We start from the raw sequence: 1,421 nt of genomic DNA, 5'->3' as shown, positions 1-1,421 counted from the left end.
TGTCCGACTGTGAGATTTTCCGCTTTGGCAACAAATTTCTTTTTCTCATAATCATCCATTGCCTGACGGAGCAGCTTTTCAGTTTCACTTTTGCTTTCTGTTCCAACGCATTCTTTCTGAACAAGATTGCCGCTTGCGTCCTCTACATAGAAGCGGTAGTACCATTTCTTTCCTTTTTTTCTTACAGATCCTTTTGCCATAATCGTATGTCTCCTTTCGATATTAGACAATCGGAACTGATGAAATGCTTCGTGCGTGTAAGTATATCATAACTCCGGTTGTCTTACTATACCGATTCGGAATCTTCGTATAAGACTTCTGATAAAAGATTTGCAAGCCTTTGTTCTGCTGTTTTTGGTTTCTTGGAATAGAGCCTTACAACGTCTGCCATCTCATTAAAAGCATTGATGGTAGGAGTGATTTCCCTTAAGAACATAATCTCATTATATTCATCATTCGATTCAAACCCTATTGTTTTGGCAATATCCGTCTGACCAGCATTCCCCTTGAAGTTTTTGCAGGCGAACTGGAAGGAATCCAAAAACAGACCATATTGTTTTAACATCAGCAGTAATAAATCTTTTGAAAAAGCATCTTCTTCTTTGGTAAGGGCAAGCGGTAACTGTTCCAGAATATCTCCCATCGCATCACGAATCTGTAACTCTCTCTTATCCGTAATGTCGGTTTCATATTCATCTGTTTCCCCTTTGAGCCATTCCACAGATACATGGAGTGCTTCCGAAAGACCTTCCAGCACCATTTTTTTCGTATTGTCAATCGAACCATTCTCATAACGCAGGATTGTAGAAGCGGTAACCCCCATCTTTTCTGCGACATAAGGCTGTGTCAGATTCAATTCCAGACGGCGCTGTTTTACTCTGCTGCCTATCAGCTTGCGTAGTTCTTTATCTTTCATGCTGACTGCCTCCTTTTTCGGTATGTATGAATTATAGCATTGTTTTTCCAAAATTGCAATATGCAATATAATATTTGCTTTTAATATTTCGTAACGCTTGACAAAAAGATATAAAAAGGATATACTTACATCACAAGAATTGCATAATGCAATTTATAAGGAGGTGATTATATGACGCAAAGAAAAATTGCATTATCCATCGAAGAAGCTGCTGACTATACGGGAATCGGCAGAAACACCTTAAGACAGCTTGTAGAATGGAAGAAACTTCCAGTATTAAAGGTTGGTCGCAAAGTCCTGATTAAAACCGATATTCTGGAAATGTTTATGGAAGCGAATGAAGGTCGTGATTTGAGGGATAGAGGAAATGTAAAAGCCGTAACAAGAACTGCGGCAAATTAAAAAGGCGGCTTCCAAAGAAACCGCCAAAGGTTCTATCAGACCGAAGCCATGATATACCTACACGCAAGAAGATTATACCATGTGCTTCTTCTGATACGCAACC

General features: G+C 39.3%; 2 protein-coding genes and 1 pseudogene. 1 reads left to right on the top strand and 2 read right to left on the bottom strand.

The window, feature by feature from the left end:
* Together NE638_RS17750 and NE638_RS17745 are read right to left on the bottom strand one after the other, a co-directional pair.
* Window positions 1-200: pseudogene (locus tag NE638_RS17750) on the bottom strand (site-specific integrase); the annotation flags it as partial.
* Between the two features lie 86 nt (window positions 201-286).
* Complete coding sequence (locus NE638_RS17745) at window positions 287-916, bottom strand: helix-turn-helix domain-containing protein (protein WP_008402208.1); 630 nt, start codon at window positions 914-916, stop codon at window positions 287-289.
* A gap of 171 nt (window positions 917-1,087) precedes the next feature.
* Between NE638_RS17745 and NE638_RS17740 the strand changes: the two genes are divergently transcribed.
* Window positions 1,088-1,318 carry a helix-turn-helix domain-containing protein gene (locus tag NE638_RS17740; RefSeq protein WP_004843519.1) on the top strand — a complete coding sequence of 77 codons (231 nt, stop codon included), beginning with the start codon at window positions 1,088-1,090 and terminating at the stop codon, window positions 1,316-1,318.
* The last annotated feature ends 103 nt before the right edge of the window (window positions 1,319-1,421 follow it).

It is taken from the genome of Blautia sp. MSK.18.38, assembly GCF_024460535.1.
GTDB lineage: Bacteria > Bacillota > Clostridia > Lachnospirales > Lachnospiraceae > Blautia_A > Blautia_A fusiformis.
The sequence above is the reverse complement of the archived record's forward strand: the minus strand, read 5'-3'. Positions and strand labels throughout refer to the sequence as shown.